Below are 15,480 nucleotides of genomic sequence, written 5' to 3' on the forward strand. Positions count from 1 at the left end.
TAAGCACGCTATAATGAATTATATCATCTTTATACTATTTCTTGCAACGGGTGAATGAAAGAATTTGAAAGGGGATTGTATACATGAATACAAAACCAGAATTTCACGGCAGTGACCTGGAAAAAATATCGGAATACTACGGAATTCCTAAGGATTCCATCATCAGCTTCGGCGCCAATGTAAATCCACTCGGCCTTTCCTGGAAGGTAAAAGAGGCTTTAAGCCGCAATTTGGATATCATTTCCACCTATCCGGACAGAGAATATACTTCCCTTCGCCGCGCCATCGGCGAATACTGTCAGGTATCCCCCGCCCATGTCATGGTGGGAAATGGATCCACAGAACTAATCTCTCTGCTTATTGAACAGCGCCGCCCTAAAAAAACGCTCATACTGGGCCCCACATATTCAGAATATGCAAGAGAACTCTCTTTTTCTGACAGTATACAGGATTACTACCATCTGAATCCCGACACTGGATTTTGCCTCAACATCCCTGATTTTTTAGAAAGACTCGAGGCCGGATATGATCTCCTGATCATATGTAATCCCAACAATCCTACATCCTCCGTCATAGGCACCTCTGATATGCGCAGCATCCTGTCCGCCTGTCAGAAGGCCGGAACCTTTGTTATGATTGATGAAACCTATGTGGAATTTGCACCAGATATCTCTTCCGTAAGTGCCATGTCTCTTATTGAAGAATTCGACAACTTCATGGTTCTGCGCGGAGTATCCAAATTCTTCGCCGCTCCCGGCCTCCGCCTGGGTTACGGAGTCACCAGCAGCCAGTCCTTCCTGGCCCGGGTAAAGGAGCACCAGATTCCCTGGTCTCTGAACAGCATCGCCGCCTTTGCCGGAGAACTAATGCTGCAGGACACCAATTATATAGAAGAAACCCGCTCCTTAATAACAACCGAGCGCACAAGAATGTTGGAAGAACTGCACAAAATAAGCGGCATCACCGTCTACGACGCCGCCGCCAATTTCATCCTGATCCGTATCCGCAAACCCGGTATGACTGCCTTTGACCTATTCGAGGCCTGCATCAAACAGGGCATGATGATCCGGGACTGTTCTTCCTTTCAGTGCCTGGAGGGAGAATACGTACGGTTTTGTGTTATGGGGCGCGAGGAGAATTCTAGGCTTATTGAGGTGATTCGAAGGAGTTTGGGGTAGGGGTTGGTATGGGGACGCTGTGCGGAAGTGGAACAGGGCTCTTCTGGTGACGGAATCAGGGCGTAAGCGCCGCTAATCAAAATCGGAGCCGGCATGTTGAACACCGCCGACACTCACGAGAATTCTGATGAATTCTCGCTGCGGGTCGGCTTTCCTCCAGGCCTTGTGGGCCTGGAGGAAGTTCACATGCCGGCTCCGATTTTGATAAAGCGGCGCTAACGCCCTGAAAGACGCCTCCAGAAGAGCCCTGTTCCACTTCCGCACAGCTTGGCGCATCCAACCGTACGGGAAACACACTGCTCACTGTGAGAATCGCAGGCGGGGAAAGCGGATTAAGTTGAATTGGTGCAGCGATTTCGCCCAAACTGCTTTGTTCTTGCCGACTCGATCCACTGCTCCCGTCTGGGGAGCTTCCAGGTCTTGTTTTCTACCGATTTGATGCAGCCAGCCTGATAGGAGCGGGCCGCTGCGATGCTGTCAGGGGAGGCTTATGCTGATTCTGGAAGCCTTTAGCGTGCCGTACAATTGCTTACTGCGAAAAAGCCGCAGCTTATGGGGGAAAACTGATTTCCAAATCAGTTTTCCAGAGCATCTGAGCTTAGAAAGCATCAGGCTTTCTAAGTGAATATGCTCGGTCCCATAAGCTGTGGCTTTTTCGCAGTTAGCAATTGTAGGCTAAGCGGCCGGTTTCCAGAATCAGCATAAGCCTCCCCTGACAGCATCGCAGCCGCCCGCTCCCATCAGGCGTCCTACTCCACCAATATCAACGCCACAAAAACAAGATCCTCTCCCCCCGTATTTTTGACTCCATGTCCGTCTCCGTTTTTGCAGTATACTACATCCCCGGCCTCTATTGGCACCGCTTTTCCGTTATCATCATACATTCCCTTTCCAGAGAGAATGTAGTACGTTTCGGTTTCTCCGTGATGCTCATGATGGCCAAGTTCACAATTGGGCTTGAGCGTTACTTTTGAGAACATTTTGCAGTGGTTTCCAAGCTCTTCTGTGCTTAACAGGGCTTCCTTCATGATGAAGCCTGCACCTCCGTTTGCTTTTTCTACTGTCTCAATCTTTCTTTCGCCTGCTTTTGTCATATTGAAATCCTCCTTTTCTTTACTGTATATTCAGGTTACTTCCGTACGTAATCTGTGCTTTAAACCCATTCTCAATCTGACACAGAACATTGCATACCCAAAGGGCACCCCGTAACTCATGCTCTCCGGGCGGATCCGCAGTAAACCACGGAATATCGTATACATGTATGCTAAAAATCTTTCTTCATCTGTCGGTAATCCAGAACTTGATATCCCAGTTTCTCATAAAGGGCTTTTGCTCTTGTATTGTCATCTTCTATTTCCAGGCGGAAGCGTGTGACACCCTCTTCTCTGTGTGCTTCCATGTATGCAAAAAATTCGCTTCCCAGCCCCTTGGAGCGGTATTCTTCCAGGATATAGAGTTCTTCCAGCCAGTACACATACCCGCCGGCCTCCTGGGAAAATGTCTTCGCGATCAGGCCGTACCCCGCCATGCTGCCCTCATATTCCAGCATATAAATCTTTCCATAAGTTCCGCTGCTGATACATTCCTCGAAGGTTTTCTCAATGTATGAATCCGGTATCGGATGCAGCACTGCCGGTGAATGGTAGAAATCATGGGCCATCTTCAAATATTCTTCTCTGTCTTCCTGTCTCACTTCTCGTATCATATATGCCTCCTGTTGTATCCTTCAAATGTCTTTTTTTCGAAGCAGCTCTTCCTGGCCGCTATTTCCGGCCTCCACAAACTCCCGGCACGAAAACACACGGTCCTTCTCCAGCTCCACTGCCCTAATACTATCATATTTCCCGGAAAAGGTCTACTCTTAACCCATCAGTTTATTGGCCCGGATGCCGTGCAGAATGGTGCGCGTCCCCGTGAAAAATGGCCTCTTAACTTCCTTATGGAATTTTAAGAAATCATCTCCATGATTTGTGGTATAATATTTCTATACTAATTGACTGAATTCTCTAGAAAGGATGGTATATTTATGGAATTAAACGAAGGATTAAGGAAAATATTTCTTGCAGGTGTCGGTGCGGTAGCCACTACGGCGGAAACGGCAAAAGATGTGGTTGAGAATCTGGTAAAAAAAGGCGAGATTACTGTTGAGCAGGGAAAAGTCCTCAATGAAGAATTGAAAAAAAACGCCAAGGAAAAGATGAAGGAGCATGTATCTGTCACAGTTGTGAAGGAATACAAAGATGCAATGGCCGCAGTAGACCATATGAAAGAGGATGAGCTGGAAGCACTCAAGGCCAAAATCGCAGAGGTCGAAAAAGCCGCAGCACAAAAAGCTGCAGAGAAAGCCGCCAAAGAAGCTGCAGAGGAAAAGTCCGGGGACGTGGCCATGGATGAGGATAGCGATGACTCTTGTAAAGCAGCGGAAGAAGCTGCCGACACTGAGGACAGCCCGGCAGGAGAAGACCCCTGTACTGAGGACAGCCCGGCAGAGGAAGCAGAAGCTGCTGTCCCTCAGGACCCCCAATAGCAGGTTCTGCCTATGAATGAAACAATCGTAACCCCGGAGACATCCCAGGCAGAACCCCCGGCTTCCCAAAAGCGCCTGCGGGAGATCCTGCAGGTACTTGGTAAACATCACATAACCCGTGGGCTCACCCCGGCTAAGCTCCGCGAGATTCTGGAAGATTTGGGCCCAACTTATGTAAAACTTGGGCAGATTATGTCCATGCGTTCAGATATGCTTCCGGAAAATTACTGCCGTGAGCTGACGAAGCTGCGCACAGAGGTGAGCCCCCTGCCCTATTCCGTTGTGTCTGGAGTCATCGAAGAAGAGCTCAAAGAGCCGGCGGGAAATATCTTCTCACAGATTGAGGAGACTCCTCTCGGCTCTGCTTCGATTGCCCAGGTGCACCCCGCAGTCCTGAAGGATGGTACAAAGGTCGTTATTAAAATACAGCGGCCGGCCATAAAAGAGATCATGCAGGACGATATTCTGCTTCTAAAAAAGGCCGCTGGTATTCTGAAACTGGCTATAGGAACGGAAGACCTGATTGATTTCAGGACGATTCTGGATGAACTCTGGAAGACCACCCGGGAAGAAATCGATTTTCTTCAGGAAGCTGCAAACCTGAATCTTTTTTATGAGAACCAGAGGGATATTGTGTATGTCACCTGTCCAAAAGTATTTCATGAGTTCACTACTCCGCGGCTGCTTGTGATGGAGTATATTGACGGAATACAGATCGACGAGACAGTACGCCTCCAAGAGCTTGGCTATGATATGACAGAGATCGGCCAGAAGGCTGCCGAAAACTACTGTAAGCAGATACTCGAGGATGGTTTTTTTCATGCGGATCCCCATCCGGGCAATCTCTGGGTAGCCGGCGGACAGATCGCCTGGCTTGACCTAGGGATGACGGGCAGGCTGACTGAACACAACAAACAGCTGCTCAAGAAGGCGATCACGGCGATTCTGGAACACGATATCTATTCTCTGAAGAATGTGCTTCTGGCATTCGGGGACCCCCAGGAACGCGTCAACCATGCCAGACTTTATACAGACATTGATGATATTTTAAGCAAATATATGTCCATGGATTTCGGAACAATGAAGCTGGGAGAATTAATTGAGCGCATGCTTTCTCTTGTGAAGGAACATCGTTTGGCAATTACCCCGGACATTACGCTGCTCGGACGGAGCATGGTCACGATGGAGGGAACGCTGGCAGCCTGTGCCCCGGACGTCAATATTCTGCAGATTCTTTCCATGCACATGTCCACGCTCCTGCTGAAAGAACTGGATATAAAAAAGCTGCTCAGGCATAAGGGACGCCAGCTTTATACTTCTATGGATAAGTCCATGGAGATTCCGGCACAGATTTCTGATCTGCTTAATATTACCAAGAATGGACAGGCCCAGCTGAATCTGCAGCTTTCTGATTCCGAGGAGATACGCGCCGATATTCATAAAACGGCTGACCGGTTTATTCTGAGTATACTGGCGGCAGCTCTCTTCATAGGCTCCGGAATGATTATTCATGTACGCACAATTCCGCAGTGGTTCGGGATACCTTGGATCAGCTTTTTGGGGTATACGGTCTCTGGGGTGATCATCGTTGGATTGATTGTCAGGATATTGCTGGCGCGGCGGAAGTAGTGGAGGGGAGGGGCCGCTTTGCGGAAGACGAACCGGGAGGGGCCGGGAAGGCGTGTGCTGTTTTGCATTACGACCCGCGGGCTAACCGGCAGTAAGAGGAACAACAAAGGATTGCAGGGAAACAGCGGCATTCACCGTCTAAGCCGATGCTTAGACGGCTCAGGCCTCTTTGGAAATTGCTTTGGTGAGCAATTTCCATCCCTGCAATCCTTTGTTGTTCCTCTAACTGCCGGTAAGCCCGCTCTACGCTATGCAAAACAACACACGCCTTCCCGGCCCCTCCCGGTTCGCCTTCCGCAAAGCTGGGCGCATCCTGCCGTAGGGAGTGAAAGTCGGTATTTTGTGGCTTGGATGGGTGGGGATGGATGGCGGGGCTGTATTGGGACAAGGATTTGCTTGCTTATATATTGTTTTGATTTTGATTAGGGCAGGCATTTTATATAGCGGTATTGGAGCTTTTTGATTAGGGGCAGGTCTTTTTGGATGTGTTTTGATGTTTTTAGGTAAAGGGCGTATAAGTTTTGGTGGGTTTCTTTTGGGGGCGGGGTTTTGTCGTACATTGCTTTTTGGGCGGCCTGCCGGAGGGTATTGCAGTCTTGTTCGGTCAGGGCCGGCAGGACCTTTTTTAGGGTCTCGAAGGAATCTGTGCTGAATGGGGTTTTTATGTTTGTGCCCAGGACGGCGGCGGCCGCGCAGAAGGCCAGGCAGATCTCGGTTATGCCCTTGCCCTGGGCGTATTTTTGTAGGGCGTTTGCTTTCTTTTTTCTTCGCACGGCAGCCTGTGTTGCTGTTAGGATTGTGCACAGGAATGCCAGCAGGAGGGCTGTCAGGATGGCCTGGGCCGGCTTCGATAAGACCGGACGGCTTACTGCGGGTTTGCTGGCGGATGCGGGCGGTATTGCTGCCTGGCTGTCTCCGGTGTATGGGAGGGTGTGCTCTCTTATGACCCATTTGTCTTCATAGGTTTCACACCAGGCATGGCCCATGTCGCCCGTTACTTCTGCACGGTAGGAACCGTCCGGCTGCTCTTTATAGGCCGATGGAGGGATGGCGTAGCCCTCGGCATACCTGGCTGTGTATCCCATGATACGGTACATCAGGACGGCCGTTGTTGCAAAATGGACACAGAATCCCTTTTTGTTTTCAAACAGGAAGTATTCGGCAAAGTCCTGCCCCGAAGGGGTGGCCCCGGGCTCATAATCGTATACCGTATTTTCCTCAAACTCTTTCTGTATAAATTCTGCGGCTTCCTCTGCTGAATGGGTCTCTTGTTTTTCGCACAGGCTGATCAGACGGGTCAGATTTCCTGGATATCCTCTATATTGATTTGGTATCTCATCATTCTCTTCCGGAGCTTTCCACGTACTGTCCTGATAGACTGCGCCGAACGTCAGCGGCAGATAAACGGTGCTCTCGGGGCGGGTTGGGGACGCTACTACAAGTCCTTTTCCGTCTCCCGGCTGAAAATATCCGATGTTCTGCAGGCTTGTTGACTGATCCGGTGAAAACAGGTCATGGGGGATTCCGGCTGTCGTTCCTCCTGCGTTTGGAAACAGTCCTTCCTGGGTATCTTCCTCGTTCTGTATTTCGTTATCCTGGTTTTCCTCCGGTGCAGTATCCTTTGGCTCTTCCGGCTTCTCTTCTTCTTTTTCTTTTGGTTCTTCCTCTTCTTTTGATGCACCGGCAGCCTCTTCCAGCCTCTGGATGACATGTTTCTCGATTGCTGCCTGTGCCCGGATATACACCCCATTTTCTACGGTCTTATGTGCCTCGATCCGGCCTGCTGCTCCCCAGGAGACTGCGCAGAGCACAGAGACCAGCACCGCGGCTGTCAATGCATTTCCCCAGACAGATCTCGCTGTACTGCCTGTTCCTATGGCAAAATAGATACCGCAGGCCAAAACCAGCAGACCACAGGATCTCACCGATGGAAAATAACCTTCCGTGGCAGAAAGGATTGCCGGAATTAAAAGCAGCACTATGACGGCCGCCTTTCCTTTTCCGCGGACCAGAACGAGGGAAAATACCGCTATGATTGGTATGGTGGCTGCCGCAATCCCCACGGCCAGCAGGACCTTGGAGACCTCAGGCACTTCATAGAGAAGAAGCGGCACACTGCCCTCCTCGTGAATACGCAGATAGGCATTCGCCAGTGAATTCACTACTGCTATGGCAGGCACACGGTTTTTCCATGCCAGAAATATCAGGGCCGCGCCTCCTGCAGCCAGATACAGTATTTTTTTCTTTCCCCTGCTTCCCCACAACCACAGCCAGAATATGGACAGCAGAAAAAGGCAGCCGTACAGCCAGGCTTTTAATACATGCAGGGGGAACACGGACAGCAGGCTCTCCCACCATGCCGCGGCAAGAAAGCCCGCAGACAATGCTCTTGCCGCAAACAGACTGATCCGGTTCATTCCCCCGGATGTCTCTCTGCTCTTCTGTTCAAACAGCCTGATGCCTGATTTGCCTTCTTTTCTGTTTTTCATCGGCAGTCTCCTCCCTAAAGCTGCAGTAATTCCTGCTTTTCACCATCGACGGTTATCCCGCCCTGTCCGTCGATTTTAACAATACTGCTGAAATGCTCCCCGCGGAATGCATCTTCATAGCAGGCTTTGCGCATATTGTCATCCGTATACGGCTCCATTTCCAGCATTCTCCACAAAAGGCTGTGCACAGTCTCCTCACTGCTGACCTTCCATTTCACAATTCTCATATTCTTCTCTTCAAACCAGGCAGCCATATGAATACATTTCTCCTCCGCCAGCGTCATGCACAGGGAAGCGGCTGATTCCAGCATTTTACTGAATCCCTCACTGCTCTGCCCTTTTTTCGGATACTCCATCCAGACCAGCACGACACATCCCAGGGGAAAGCTGTATTCCTTCACCATCAGTGCATCTTCCTTGGCTGTCAGCTTCCAGTGGATATCGTGTACAGAATCCCATGGGCGGTATTCCCTGATCTGATAGATTTCAGAGGGATCATCCCCGCTTTTCTCTACGGAATATTCATCCGCATCGGCCAGAAACTCCCGGGTTCGTCTCGTAATTTCCAAAGGCATCAGCCCTGCCTTGGGCATGATCCCTACATAAGCCTTATCCGCAAGGGGAATGGTTCTGTAAAACAACCCGAAAAAGTCGAAGATTTTCATACCGTCCAACGCGACTTCCATGCTTCCGCAGTATTCCGATGTAAAATAAAACGGAAGCGCTTTTTTTCTGCCCGGCTCCAGCATTCCGGACATCTTTTTTACCGTCATCTGACCAGAATTTCTTCCGCCGATCTTCACCCGAAGTTCATATTTCCCATTCCAGATCCTGGAGGTATTATTCACCCATAATTTCACCCTGATTTTCTGGTTTTTCTCCCCCATAGCCGGAACCTTACCGATCCCCGCCGTCAACCTGGCAGACATGTTGTGCAGACAGGCAAATGAAACAACGGGATACAGGATTTCCAGCACTAAAGCGGCTGAAAGGGCCGGAGTATCATACATCAGGAACAGATACCCGGTTACCAGAACCGCCGCCGCATATCCAACTGTTCGTCTTATCATGCCGTCACCTAACGCCTTTTCATAACCGGTGGCTTCACTTCTTCCAGGATCTGTTCCAGTACATCTTCCGTCCGGATATGCCCGACCTTTGCTTTGGTGCTGAGCAGTACCCTGTGCCCTGCCACACATTGAAACACATCCGCCACATCATCTGGAATCACATACTCCCGGCCCCTCATATAAGCGCCGGCCTTAGCCATAGCCGCCATGGCCACGGTTCCCCTCGGGCTCAGCCCCATCGCAATGTGTTCTCCGCCTCTGGTGGCCTTTGCCAGCTGGGCAATATAAGTGTATACGGCGTCATGTATAAACAGATTTTTCACTTCCTCCTGTGCCCGCACAAGCAGCTCCGCCGTCATCACCCGTCTTACGGGCCCGGTACTCCGCCCTGACTGGTTTCTCTTCATAATCTCTACTTCTTCTTTCACGCTCGGATACCCCATACTGACACAGATCATAAAACGATCCAGCTGAGACTCCGGAAGCAGCTGTGTTCCCGCAGAACCGGCGGGATTCTCCGTAGCGATCACAATAAAAGGATTCCCCGTTTTTCTGGTCACCCCATCCACGGTCACCTGTTTTTCCTCCATAACCTCCAATAGAGCGGACTGCGTCTTTGGCGAGGTCCTGTTGATCTCATCCGCCAGCAGCAGATTGCACATCACCGCCCCCGGCTGGTACACAAACTGCTCCGTCGCCTTCTGATACAGCGTAAACCCTGTCAGGTCGGCAGGAAGCACATCCGGAGTAAACTGGACCCGCTTCTCCTCAAGCCCCATAGCTTTAGAAAAAGCAAGGGCCATGGTAGTCTTTCCCATCCCCGGAATATCCTCCACTAAAATATGCCCCCCGGCCAGAATCGCCATCATAATCTTTTCCGTAATCTCCTCTTTCCCAACAACGGCCCTGCCGACCTCTTGAAGCACCGCATCAATAGCCTCTCTATAATCAGACATAAAACGCCTCCTCCTGACAAATACTTGTTCCCCAAATTATATCATATAATCGAAAGGTTTGGGGAATGGATTCGCCTGTCTAGGGCGGGAGGGACTACGGGGGCGGATGAAACTGGCTATGCGTATATTAAAGCCCCCTTTACCTTTATAGATATCCTGCCCTTTTACGAAATCTACTACCCCAGCCATTCCTTCCCGCTTCATCGATTCCATCCGCTGCCCCCGCCAAGATCCCCCGTCAGTGAAGCCACTTCTACCGTCTTGATGCACCAGCTTCAGGAACCGGACATAGGGGCATCTGGAGGCGTCTTACGGCGGTTAGCTGGAGTTAAGTAAAATAGAAGGAAAACCGGGGTGATTTTTGTGATTCCGAATCACAAAAATCCCTGGCCCCAGCGCGCGAAGCCATCAGGGCTTCGCGTGATGTGGCCAGGTTGCCCCGGTTTTCCTTCTATTTTGCTTTACTCCAGTTTACCGCTGTACCTCGTCTCCAGATGCCCCTATGTCCGGTTCCTGAAGCGTCCCCTCAACCGCCAAAATGCCTTCACTGCACAATCCTATAATATTGTTTGGAGGTTATTAGGAATATGGCTGCGTAAAATACTGCGAATATGAGTACCGTTCCCACGGTACATAGGAAAAACAGGTGTACGTTTGTGAGGTTCATGACCGCCAGCAGTTTTGTAACCGTTTTGAAGGCGAAGGCTACATGGATAATGGCTGCAATCAATGGCAGAAAGAAGACCATTAGTACCTGGGTTTTGATGGAACGTCTTACTTCTTTTTTGCTCATTCCTACTTTCTGCATGATCTGGTAGCGGCCGCGGTCATCGTAGCCCTCAGATATCTGCTTGTAATAGATAATCAGGACAGTGGCCATCAGGAATAATGCACCTACAAATACGCCAAGGAATAAGAATCCGCCATACATTACATAAAACTCTCCTCTGTAGGCTTCTCTGTACTCGATGCGTGATTCTGCAACCTCTTTTGCCAGACGCTGCTCTATTGCTTTTGCAGCTGTATTTTTATCTTCTTCCTTTCCGCTCATGTTGAAGGAATCGGAATAGATGATCGTGTCTGCACCTTCATAGCCGTATTGCTGTTTTAGGTCTGCGATCTGCTGTATATCTGACATCACTACGACCATTCCCTCCACTGCTCCGGAAACTTCATTCTCTGCCTCTTCTTTCAGGCTGACCGCCTTTTTTACTTTATAGGATACATCCTCTATCTGCAGCACGTCTGACTTCCATTCTCCGCCGGACATATGGATCAGTACTTCATCTCGCTCCAGTGTCTCATTGGTTCCCTCCAGCCTGTTGTAGTCTGATAAGGGGATGATCTCCAGCCATCTGAAGTCTTCTGTTGTGTAAGATTTATCCGGCTTTTCTTCCAGCAGAACCGTACTGTTTTTTTCGTCATATATTACAGTAAAGCTTCCGGAACTGTATGATTTTCGGTCTTCTATCTTTACCCCGGCTTTTTTTGTCTCTTCTTCTATAATATGGTCCGTCTTGTCCCGATTTTCCTGTGACGCGTCAAAAACCATCACATCCATGTCCGTAGGAAAACGCGTTGCCAGCAGATTCTCCATGCCTGCATATAGCGAAACGGAAACGGAAATCATGACCAGGACTATAGTGCTTAAGATACAGATATTTGCAAGTCCCACTGCATTTTGTTTCATTCTGTATATCATTCCCGATACGGCGGTGAAATGCCTGCTCTGATAGTAAAACTTTTTATTCTTTTTCAGAATTTTCAGGACAGCAATACTTCCGGCAGTAAACAGACAGTATGTTCCTATAATTACAAGGATGACTGCCGTGAAGAACTTACCTATGGCTGCCAGCGGGGAGTCCGTGGTCTGCGCAATATAGTAGCCGATTCCAAGGGTCACCGCCCCGATCAGCGCGAACAGCCACTTTGTCTTTGGTTCTTTTTCTCCCTGGCTGCCGCCGTGCAGCAGCTCGATCGGATTGGCCTTCTGCACCTGAAACAGATTGAAGATAAAAGTTATCGCAAACGTAATAAGAAACAGTACAATGGTGCCGATCATGGCCGCCGGTTCTACCGCAAACTTCAGTGGAACCTCAAAATGGATCATTTTCAATAAAATCAGAAACATGAGCTTTCCAAGCAGAACGCCCAGCACCAGACCCAAAAGGATACTGATTAGGGTTGTTAGGATTGATTCCCATGCCATCATTTTGGTCAGGTTGCCCTTATCCATCCCCAGCACCTGATATAGCCCGAATTCCTTTTTTCTCTGTTTAACCAGGAAACTGTTCGTATAAAACAGAAATACCACGGAAAATATTCCCGTAATCGTAACCGCCCATCTCAGAACCAGCCTCAGTGTATCTGCACCCTGCATCTGATCCAGCCCTGTATTCCTGCTGATGGCATTCATCACGTAGAACATCATGACTGTCAGCACACAGGTCAGCAGGTAGGGGATGTAAGTCTTTCCGTTCTTTTTTAAGTTTGTTAATGCAAGCTTTGGATAAAACATTACTGCTCACCCCCTGTGCTTAAGACAGTCAGCGCCTCGGAGATTTTCTGGTACATTTCCTCATTTGTCTGATTGCCTCTGTATATCTGGTGGTAGACCTGCCCATCCTTGATAAACATGACGCGGTTCGCACTGCTTGCGGCTTTTACACTGTGTGTTACCATCAGAATGGTCTGCCCGTTCTGATTGATTGTGTTGAAAAGATTCATCAGGTCGTCCGAAGCTCTGGAATCCAGCGCTCCCGTCGGTTCATCAGCGAGGATCAGCTGGGGTCTCGTGATCAGAGCCCTGGCAACAGCCGCACGCTGTTTCTGCCCTCCGGAGACTTCGTAGGGGAATTTTTTCAGCAGATCTGTGATTCCAAGCTGGGCGGCTATGGGCTCCAGCCTGTGTCTCATTTCTTCGTATTTTTTCCCCGCCAGAACCAGCGGAAGGTAGATATTGTCTTCCAGTGAAAAGGTGTCCAGCAGGTTGAAGTCCTGGAAGACGAAGCCCAGGTTCTGCCTTCTGAATGCCGCCATTTCCCTGTCTTTTATAGTACTTAAGTCACGTCCTTTCAGTAGTACTTTTCCGCTGGTAGGTTTATCCAGAGATGCCAGAATGTTCAGCAATGTCGTTTTTCCGGAACCGGATTCTCCCATAATTGCCACGTATTCCCTCGGCTCTATGGAAAAGGTGACGTCCGCAAGGGCCTGCACCTGACTGCCTCCGAATCTGGTTGTATAAATCTTTTTTACATTTTTCACATCTAATAATGACATAAAGCTTTCCTGCCTTTCTTTCCTCATTGTTTTCCTGTCTATGCACATATTATAAGGCACCAGCACTGTCTCCATCCATAACTTTGCCTTTCAAAACCCGGGGAAATCCTTACGTTTTTGTAAGATTCGGTCATTTTTCTCTGTTGCTTTTACGAAAAATATGATATGATGGCACTGTGTTATTATTTTATCAGATAAACACATCCTATGTCCACAAGGCCAAATATCCTTTGGCCCCGCGGGCAGCTGTCTCCCCGGAATCGCTGTGTATTGCACGATTATTCCGTAAAAGGCCTGCTGCTTTCGCGAAAATCAATGAATGGAGAAAGAAGCTATGAGTTTAATTGAAACAGTAAAAGATGCCGGTATTGTAGGGGCCGGCGGGGCAGGATTTCCTACGCATGTGAAGTTGAACACTAAGGCCGAGTATTTTATCGTCAATGCCGCCGAATGTGAACCATTGATTGAGACTGACAAGTATCTGTGCAGAACCTTTGCCGATGAGTTAATTAAAGGAGTCATGTATATTGCCGGACATCTCGAGGCAAAGAAGTCTTACATAGCGCTCAAAGCTAAATACAAAGCCGAAATTGCCGCTTTAAGAGAGGCAATTGAAAAAAATAATGCAGATATCGAGATTTTTGAGATGAGAACCTTCTATCCCGCCGGGGATGAACAGATTATCGTGCAGCAGGTTACCGGCAGGACCGTCCCTGAGCGCGGCATTCCGATTGAAGTCGGTGCCGTCGTGGATAACGTGGGAACCGTGATTGGCATTTACCGTGCACTGACAAACGGTGACAAGGTAACGGACAAGTATTTATCCGTTGTCGGCGAAGTGAAGGAACCCATTATGCTGAAGGTGCCCATCGGAACATCCGTCAGAACATGCATCGAGGCGGCGCAGCCTGTGATCTCCGATTATGCCGTCATTCTCGGCGGCCCTATGATGGGGAAGGTCTTTGCAGATGACAGCGCCATTGACCAGCAGGTCGTGACAAAGACAACCGGCAACATCATCGTTCTCCCGAAGGACCACTATCTGATCAGGAGAACACAGGTTTCCATCCAGAGGATTAAGCATCAGGCGAGAAGCGCCTGTATCCAGTGCAGAATGTGTACAGATCTGTGCCCGCGTTTCCAGATCGGACACAGCATCAAGCCTCATCTTGTAATGAGAAATGTCTGGAGAGAAGAGACGATTGATTCCAACGAAGAATTCGCGAAATGCTACGGCGATGCAGTGAACTGCTGCAGCTGCGGCGTCTGTGAGATGTTCTCATGTCCAATGGGACTCTCCCCGAGACAAGTGAATGATTATATGAAGGTACAGCTTCGTGAACGCGGAATTATGATCGATAAGACTCCGGATCCGACGGCAAGGCCGACGATTGATCTCAACCGGATTCCAACCGACCGCCTGATCGCACGTCTGGGGCTCGGAAAATATAATGGGCTGCATGCACACAGCTGTACGGAACTATTTCCCAGGGAAGTATTCATTCCATTATCACAGCATATCGGCAAGCCGGCGGCAGCAGTTGTTAAAGCCGGCGACACCATACATAAAGGCGACTTAATCGGTCAGGCAGATGAAAAAGCGCTGTCAGCCAATATTCACGCAAGCGTGAACGGGACAGTCACCGAAGCAGCACCAAACGGTATTCGAATAAATGTAAACTAATGGAGGAATTTAAAAATGGGAAATTCAGTAGGAATGTTAGAATTGTCCAGTATAGCGAAAGGAATTGAGACCTGCGACCATGTACTCAAGGCCGCAGAGGTTGAATTATTAAGGTCATCCACGATCTGCCCCGGTAAATATCTCATCATTATCGGCGGTGATACCAGCAGCGTGAATGCTGCTATGAATGTAGGGGAAGAGATAGCAGGGCCATTCCTGGTAGATAAACTGCTGATCCCCAATATCAGCGACCAGCTGATGCCAGCGATCAGTAATACCTCACAGGTTCCGACCACCGGAGCTGTGGGCGTGATTGAGTTCTATTCCGTATCTTCTGCAATTGTAGCGGCGGATACCGCTGCGAAAGCTGCCGATATTCATCTGATCGAGATCCGCACCGGTTTTGCCGTGGGCGGCAAGGGATTTGTTACCATGTGCGGCGATGTCAGTGCTGTGACGGCTGCAGTTAAGGCTGCGGAGGCTGTTAGCGAACTGATGGTTAACAGTGTGGTTATTCCACGGCCGACTGAGAAACTGTTTGAGGCACTGATGTAAAAAAATGCCGCGTTAAGGCGTTTTATCGTTGAACAAAGTGGAATAGGAAAGTTCTGAGCACTTTCCTATTTATATAAAGAAAAGTTCTGCCATGGTGGGAACCTTCATGGCAG

General features: G+C 49.3%; 12 protein-coding genes. 5 read left to right on the forward strand and 7 right to left on the reverse strand.

Going from position 1 to position 15,480, the window contains the following annotated elements; all coding sequences use genetic code 11:
* Nucleotides 1-83 precede the first annotated feature (83 nt).
* Nucleotides 84-1,178, forward strand: coding sequence for a pyridoxal phosphate-dependent aminotransferase (locus BN1938_RS22310; protein ID WP_050642583.1), 1,095 nt, complete (start codon nt 84-86; stop codon nt 1,176-1,178).
* Between the two features lie 749 nt (nt 1,179-1,927).
* Here the strand turns inward: BN1938_RS22310 and BN1938_RS22315 are convergent.
* Nucleotides 1,928-2,272, reverse strand: a complete 345-nt coding sequence (locus tag BN1938_RS22315; protein ID WP_050642584.1) for a cupin domain-containing protein — start codon at nt 2,270-2,272, stop codon at nt 1,928-1,930.
* Nucleotides 2,273-2,442: 170 nt separating this feature from the next.
* Nucleotides 2,443-2,883 carry a GNAT family N-acetyltransferase gene (locus BN1938_RS22320; protein WP_050642585.1) on the reverse strand — a complete coding sequence of 147 codons (441 nt, stop codon included), beginning with the start codon at nt 2,881-2,883 and terminating at the stop codon, nt 2,443-2,445.
* Between the two features lie 321 nt (nt 2,884-3,204).
* Between BN1938_RS22320 and BN1938_RS22325 the strand changes: the two genes are divergently transcribed.
* On the forward strand, nt 3,205-3,705 hold the full coding sequence (locus BN1938_RS22325) for a phasin family protein (protein WP_148487261.1): 501 nt from the start codon (nt 3,205-3,207) through the stop codon (nt 3,703-3,705).
* Nucleotides 3,706-3,717: 12 nt separating this feature from the next.
* Nucleotides 3,718-5,334 carry an ABC1 kinase family protein gene (locus tag BN1938_RS22330; RefSeq protein ID WP_050642586.1) on the forward strand — a complete coding sequence of 539 codons (1,617 nt, stop codon included), beginning with the start codon at nt 3,718-3,720 and terminating at the stop codon, nt 5,332-5,334.
* Between the two features lie 422 nt (nt 5,335-5,756).
* On the opposite strand, the gene BN1938_RS22340 is transcribed toward BN1938_RS22330, so the two are convergent.
* From BN1938_RS22340 to BN1938_RS22360, 5 genes are all read right to left on the reverse strand, one after another.
* Nucleotides 5,757-7,823 carry a transglutaminase-like domain-containing protein gene (locus tag BN1938_RS22340; RefSeq protein WP_050642588.1) on the reverse strand — a complete coding sequence of 689 codons (2,067 nt, stop codon included), beginning with the start codon at nt 7,821-7,823 and terminating at the stop codon, nt 5,757-5,759.
* A gap of 14 nt (nt 7,824-7,837) precedes the next feature.
* Nucleotides 7,838-8,893, reverse strand: coding sequence for a DUF58 domain-containing protein (locus BN1938_RS22345; RefSeq protein WP_050642589.1), 1,056 nt, complete (start codon nt 8,891-8,893; stop codon nt 7,838-7,840).
* An 8-nt stretch (nt 8,894-8,901) separates the two neighbouring features.
* Nucleotides 8,902-9,849, reverse strand: coding sequence for an AAA family ATPase (locus BN1938_RS22350; RefSeq protein ID WP_050642590.1), 948 nt, complete (start codon nt 9,847-9,849; stop codon nt 8,902-8,904).
* Between the two features lie 544 nt (nt 9,850-10,393).
* The gene (locus BN1938_RS22355) at nt 10,394-12,367 is read right to left on the reverse strand and encodes an ABC transporter permease (protein WP_050642591.1); all 1,974 of its coding nucleotides are present in this window, start codon (nt 12,365-12,367) and stop codon (nt 10,394-10,396) included.
* A complete protein-coding gene (locus BN1938_RS22360; protein ID WP_050642813.1) occupies nt 12,367-13,128 on the reverse strand; it encodes an ABC transporter ATP-binding protein in 762 nt (253 codons plus the stop codon). The genes BN1938_RS22355 and BN1938_RS22360 overlap by 1 nt, the downstream gene beginning before the upstream one ends.
* A gap of 334 nt (nt 13,129-13,462) precedes the next feature.
* Here BN1938_RS22360 and BN1938_RS22365 point away from each other — a divergent pair, with 334 nt between their 5' ends.
* Both BN1938_RS22365 and BN1938_RS22370 read left to right on the forward strand, forming a co-directional pair.
* Nucleotides 13,463-14,812: a 4Fe-4S dicluster domain-containing protein gene (locus BN1938_RS22365; RefSeq protein WP_050642592.1), complete on the forward strand. Its 1,350-nt coding sequence runs from the start codon at nt 13,463-13,465 to the stop codon at nt 14,810-14,812.
* 15 nt (nt 14,813-14,827) lie between these two features.
* Nucleotides 14,828-15,367 (forward strand): BMC domain-containing protein, encoded by a 540-nt coding sequence (locus BN1938_RS22370; RefSeq protein ID WP_025657787.1) that lies wholly within the window; start codon nt 14,828-14,830, stop codon nt 15,365-15,367.
* The last annotated feature ends 113 nt before the right edge of the window (nt 15,368-15,480 follow it).

The sequence above is a fragment of the Eubacterium sp. SB2 genome (assembly GCF_001244405.1).
Classification (GTDB): Bacteria; Bacillota; Clostridia; order Lachnospirales; family Lachnospiraceae; genus Faecalicatena; species Faecalicatena contortus_B.